Origin of the sequence: Rhizobium hidalgonense, from assembly GCF_002914525.1 — a bacterium.
Classification (GTDB): domain Bacteria; phylum Pseudomonadota; class Alphaproteobacteria; order Rhizobiales; family Rhizobiaceae; genus Rhizobium; species Rhizobium hidalgonense.
In genome coordinates this window covers 1-5402 of record NZ_LODW01000119.1, presented here as the reverse complement: position 1 = coordinate 5402, position 5402 = coordinate 1, and the positions used below count along the sequence as shown (strand labels likewise).

General features: G+C 56.1%; 5 protein-coding genes and 2 pseudogenes. 4 read left to right on the top strand and 3 right to left on the bottom strand.

Translation table 11 applies throughout. From position 1 onward, the window contains the following. Window positions 1-84: 84 nt before the first annotated feature. A pseudogene (locus ATY29_RS38120) lies at window positions 85-275 on the bottom strand (IS630 family transposase); the annotation flags it as partial. A gap of 173 nt (window positions 276-448) precedes the next feature. Beyond that, entirely contained in the window at window positions 449-1360 is a 912-nt protein-coding gene (locus ATY29_RS33305; protein ID WP_008536031.1) for a LysR family transcriptional regulator, read from the bottom strand. Between the two features lie 242 nt (window positions 1361-1602). Here ATY29_RS33305 and ATY29_RS33300 point away from each other — a divergent pair, with 242 nt between their 5' ends. From ATY29_RS33300 to ATY29_RS33285, 4 genes are all read left to right on the top strand, one after another. After that, window positions 1603-2268 carry an ABC transporter permease subunit gene (locus tag ATY29_RS33300; protein ID WP_016737469.1) on the top strand — a complete coding sequence of 222 codons (666 nt, stop codon included), beginning with the start codon at window positions 1603-1605 and terminating at the stop codon, window positions 2266-2268. Window positions 2269-2272: 4 nt separating this feature from the next. After that, complete coding sequence (locus tag ATY29_RS33295) at window positions 2273-3022, top strand: ABC transporter permease (protein ID WP_097537522.1); 750 nt, start codon at window positions 2273-2275, stop codon at window positions 3020-3022. A 57-nt stretch (window positions 3023-3079) separates the two neighbouring features. After that, window positions 3080-3922: a transporter substrate-binding domain-containing protein gene (locus tag ATY29_RS33290; RefSeq protein WP_097537521.1), complete on the top strand. Its 843-nt coding sequence runs from the start codon at window positions 3080-3082 to the stop codon at window positions 3920-3922. Between the two features lie 81 nt (window positions 3923-4003). Further along, window positions 4004-5239, top strand: coding sequence for a CapA family protein (locus tag ATY29_RS33285; RefSeq protein ID WP_097537520.1), 1236 nt, complete (start codon window positions 4004-4006; stop codon window positions 5237-5239). A 79-nt stretch (window positions 5240-5318) separates the two neighbouring features. On the opposite strand, the pseudogene ATY29_RS38115 reads toward ATY29_RS33285, so the two are convergent. Then, window positions 5319-5402 (bottom strand): annotated as a pseudogene (locus tag ATY29_RS38115) (helix-turn-helix domain-containing protein); the annotation flags it as partial.

The following is a 5402-nucleotide window of genomic DNA, read 5'->3' as shown; positions in this document are numbered from 1 at the left end:
CGTCCTAAGCAAACAAACAGAATCACAACTGGCTGATTTCACTCAACTCTTTTTCGGTCAGGCTCTTAGGTAAGCCACCGCCGTTCGCGGCTTGTGGCTACTCATCCTGCCGGGCTGCGCTGTCCGTCGCGTCACGCGCCGCACCCAATCGATCGCGATGCTGATGCCAATGCGGAAGCGCTTGGACGCCGCCCGGCACCGCCGCCCGGCACCACACCCCTCCTGTATCACCGCTTCTACAACTTCTCGCGGTTATTCGAAACAGGTCTCGCCATCCAGCTCAGCCTCCTGACCGGCCAGAAGGATGAATCTGATTTGCGTCATAGGGAATCCTTCTCACGGGTCTACCTAAAATCATCCCGCTCTAAGCTTACGCGCACAACTCGCGGTTCAGCATGAACTCGCAACATCTGTTTTCCGGTGCGAGGGTCATACCTCGATGCGATCGTCAAGCAGCCCGATCTGTCAAAGCCGCGACTATCTCTTCCAATGCAAATCTTAGGCTATCACTCAGCTTTCGATCTTTTTGCCAAACGACGACGTAGTGATATGTTGCCCCTGGCTGAAATTCGCGGAATGCAACGTCGAATTCAGCATATTCGCTCGCAATGATCTCGTTCGTAATCGAAACGCCGATCCCTGCCATGACATAGCCAATGTCATGGCCATTGGCGTCATATTCCACGGCGATGTCAGGAGCGGTTCCCATATATCGAAGGGCATTGACGCTCATTTGGTGAGAGGCAATTTGCGGGTCGATATCGATGATCGCCTCACTAGCAAGATCTTCGGCAGTGACAAGCTGCTGTGCCGCAAATCGATGGTTGGCCGGAAAAAGACATACGTTGGTGGCCGAGCCGACGGGCACCCAATCAAGAATGCGCTCATCAAGAGGCAATCGGGAGATGCCAAGATCCGAGCGGCCGTTTAACACATGATCTGCAATCTGCTCATAAGTTCCTGATTTCACCTGAACGGCGTAAGAGCGGCTTCTCTCCCGAATCCTTTTGACCACTTTCGGCAAGGTCGCGAAGGAGAAAGCGCTTGGCGCCGCGATGCCGATCATTCGCGTATCGTTGTTCCGCAGGAAGTCGATTGACGGTCCGATCCGATCAAGTCCGGCAAACGCCGCGTCGATTGTGCGTAGAAATTCCCATGCCTTGACGGTGGGGATCAACCTGTTGTTTTCCCGGCGGAAGAGCGCGAAGCCGACAGTCTCCTCTAGCTGCTTGATGTTTTGGCTGACCGCCGGCTGGGTTATTCGCAACATCTGCGCTGCGAGCCTTTCCGAGCCGGCGCGCATAACCTCCCGCAATATTTGAAGGTGGCGGATCTTCACTCCGGAGTCGGTGATTTCCATGGCCGGGAATCTCAATCGTGGTCGAGCGACGCGCCTCATAAGTTGCGCTTATCAAAACTTCCTGAATCTTATAAATTGACGGCGGCAAGTCAAAGTATATTTTTGACATACGCCAAACTTAGAGCGCTGGTTAAGCTAATAAATCCAATCTACCCTCGGTTAAATCTCGGCAAGCTCTTAGTATATGTCGGGAGAATACCTTTCCGATTTCGGTGCGCTCGCAAGAATATTGGAGACTTGCATTGTACGCATTTGTAGATCAATTTTTATCTGGATTGAAGAACACACTTTTAGTGTTTGCCTTGAGCTGCGCTTTCGGGACCCTATTAGGTTTGCTTATTGCCGTTCTCCGCAACTCGACCCGCAAGTCGGTTTCATCGTGCATGCGGGCCTACACGGGCATCATCCGGGGTGTTCCGGAACTTCTGATCATCCTCCTGACGTATTTCGGCGGAACCGCCCTTTTGAGCGCGATTGCCGGTGGCTACATCGAGATTAATGCATTCGCGGCCGGTGTCGCGGCACTGACCGTCGTGTTCAGTGGGTACGCCGCGGAAATATTCCGTGGTGCGATCAACGCGGTTGCACCGGGCCAACGAGAGGCTGCAGCGGCGCTCGGGCTTTCGAACGCGCAGATTTGGTTTCTGATCATCATTCCCCAGATGATCCCGATCGCTCTGCCGGCATTCTGCAACCTTTGCATCTCCTTGATAAAGGATACATCGCTGATTTCCGTCGTCGGGCTGACGGATGTCATGCGCGTCGCCTATATAGGCGCGGGCTCACTGCGCGCTCCACTCCCCTTCTATCTCGCAGCGTCTGCAATCTACCTCGCCCTCACAAGCCTGTCGCTTCTTTCGTTCCGGTTATTGGAGCGCCGCTATTCGCTCCCGGCGATGAAAGGTTGAGACAATGAGCATGACCATCGCGCTTGAAGCGTTTCTCACCCTTCCCCGCGGCCTTCTTCTCACTCTGGTTCTGACATTCGCATCGCTTGCCGCAGGCTTCGCCGTCTCGGTCCCGCTCGCCTTCCTACGGGCATCATCAAATCCGTGGGCTTCCGCGCCCGTGCTGGCATATACCTATGCGTTCCGCGGCACGCCGCTTCTGGTTCAGCTTTTCCTGATTTACTACGGGATTGGCCAGCTTCCCCTCGTCCGCCAAAGCTTTCTCTGGGCCGTAATGCGAGAGCCATTCTGGTGCGCGTTCATTGCTTTTACCCTGAACAGCGCCGCCCACACCACTGAAGTTCTGCGCGGCGGAATCCAGGCAGTGCCCCGTGGGCAAGTTGAAGCGGCCAATGCCCTGGGCCTTTCCCGTTTCCAGACTGCCCGATTCATCGTGTTCCCTTTGACCCTCAGGATCGCACTTCCCGCCTATGCAAACGAGGTGGTTGGAATGCTGAAGGCAAGCTCCCTTGCAAGCACCATCACGCTACTTGAAATGACCGGGCTCGCCCGGGAGCTGGTGTCGGAGACATTCGCCCCATACGAGGTCTTCATTGCCGCGGGTGCTTTTTACCTGCTGCTTACCCTCTTGATCACGCAAGGGTTCCAGATCCTGGAGTCGAATTGGACACCGACGGCAAGCCGTCCACCGCCAGCGCAACCTCTCCCTCGAAGAGCGGACGAAAAACCGCCCCTCGCCTCGGCTGGAACTTGACGCCAGCCCACATCCCGGACGCCAACAATCAAACTCAGCAATGAAAGGAACATCGTCGTGAAACGAACACTTCTGCTTGCCCTGTCTCTTGTCGTCTGCGCCAACAACGCGGGAGCAATGGACAGGAAGACACTGACAATCGCCTCTGAAGGTGCTTCGCCGCCCTGGAATGCCATCACCCCCCAAGGGGAGCTCGCCGGCTTTGACATCGACGTCGGCCGCGATCTTTGCCGGAGGATGAAGATCGAATGCACTTTCGTGCCTCAGGACTGGGACGGAATCATACCGGCGCTCACCGTTGGAAAGTTCGATGCCATCATGTCGGGCATGGCGATAACCGAGAAGCGGAAGAAGTCGATCGCTTTTTCCAAGCCTTACGCCGGAGGTTTCAACCAAATCGTCATGCGCAAGGATCTCGATCTTCCACCGACGGATACGTCGGCGGCGCTCGATCTTACAACCATTGATCCCGAAAAGCAGGCGATGATCGAGGAGCTTCGAGCCGCGCTCAACGGCAGAACTCTGGGCGTGTTGCGATCGTCGAATTCGGAAGCGGTGCTCAATGAACTGTTCGGAAAAGTCGCGACGATCAGGAGCTATGATTCCCAGGACAACATGCATCTCGATCTCGTGGCTGAGCGCATCGATGGCGGCCTTGCCGACTATTTCACCTGGAAAGCCTTTCTCGACAGCAAGGATGGTGGGATTGCAACGTTCTACGGCCCGCAGCTCTCCGGTGGCCTGTGGGGCCCGGGTGTCGGTGTCGGACTTCGGCAAGATGACGGCGAACTCGTTGGGGCATTCGATAGTGCCATCGACGCCGCCACGAAAGACGGAACCTTGAAGCGGCTGAGCGAGCAATGGTTCAAGATCGATGTTTCGCCACGTACGCCGAACTAGACACTGGCTCTACGATACGCATTTTCCCCCGAAGCCACAGCGCGTAAGCGATCGGCAGTCCCAAAATCGAAGGCAGACCATATGTCCGCACCCTTTTCCATTGCTGTCACGGGCCAGTCGCTCATTCGTCGTGATCTTCGAGCGATCAGCGATCCACGGCTCGCTGAAATCGCCAAAATTCTCAAAGCAAGCGATGTTGCCTTCACCAATCTCGAGACGACAATCTACGGTCGTCATGGAGGCTGGCCGCTCAAAGGCCGCTATTTCGGCGCTGCAGCGCCGGATGTCTTGGCGGCGTTGAAGGAGCTCGGTTTCAATAGCCTGGCTCTGGCGAACAACCATGCTTTCGATCTTGGACCGCCGGGGATCCTCTCGACGCTGGAGGAGGTTGCGGCACACAATTTCCTGTATGCCGGCATCGGCCACAACAAGCATCACGCTTCCACGGCACAGAAAATGACGTTCGGATCCCGAAATGTTGCGCTGATTGCCATGGACGCTGGGCCAGGCCCGTCTTTCATGTACGCCGAGGACGCAACTGAGGGCAGGATAGCAAGGCCCGGCATCAATAGGCTGAAGGTCTCCAGGGTATTCGACCTGGAAACGGGAACATTCAACCTGCTTCGCTCCATTCAAGAGCGTCTTCTAAGTTCGCCCTTGGAGCGCGCGAACTATGCCCAGCCCGAGAATCCGCCTGATCTTCATGGCCAAGACGAAATTGATTTCTATGGAACCGTGTTTCGCAGATCAGATGAGACGGCTCGCCGCATCGTCGTGGACCGGCACAGCGCCTGGGTTCACCTTTCGGCGATCGCGGAAGAAGCGGGCCGCGACACACTCGTCATCGTGTATTTGCATCATCACCATTGGGAGCCGAACTGGCAGCAAGTCCCCGCCTGGGTGCGAGAATTTGCGCACGATTGCGTGAACGCGGGCGCAGGCCTCTTTGTCAGCCATGGCGCTCCGGTCCTTCAAGCGGTCGAGATATATCGGAATACGCCAATTTTCTACGGCCTTGGCAACTTCCTCTTCCATACGGAAAAGGACGAACAGGAATGGAGCCCGCCGGAGGTGTGGAGAAGCGTCATCGCGACCTGCAATTTTGAATCTAGCGGACGGCTGGAGAATATCCGCTTGCGCCCGATTGTGATCGGGGGAACCGAGGCATTATCCAATCCTGCACGCGATCGCCTCCCCTTCCCTGTGCTTGCCGATGGCAGAACGGCGGCAGATATCCTTGACGATCTTGCCGACCGCAGTACCGGTTTTGGCACTGTGCTTGACCGAGAGAAGAACGTCGGCCAGATCGTTTTTTAGATGCGGAATAAACCTGCAGTGCGCGACGAGAACTTTACGAACCGCTGGCCAATTTGCGGCCGCGCTCTTGTTGGTCTTTTCATGGGGAAACGTCCTTCTGTTCTTCCATCTCTTCATCGACAATCGAGCTGACGAGGGCAACGACCCGGCTGCGCACACGCGG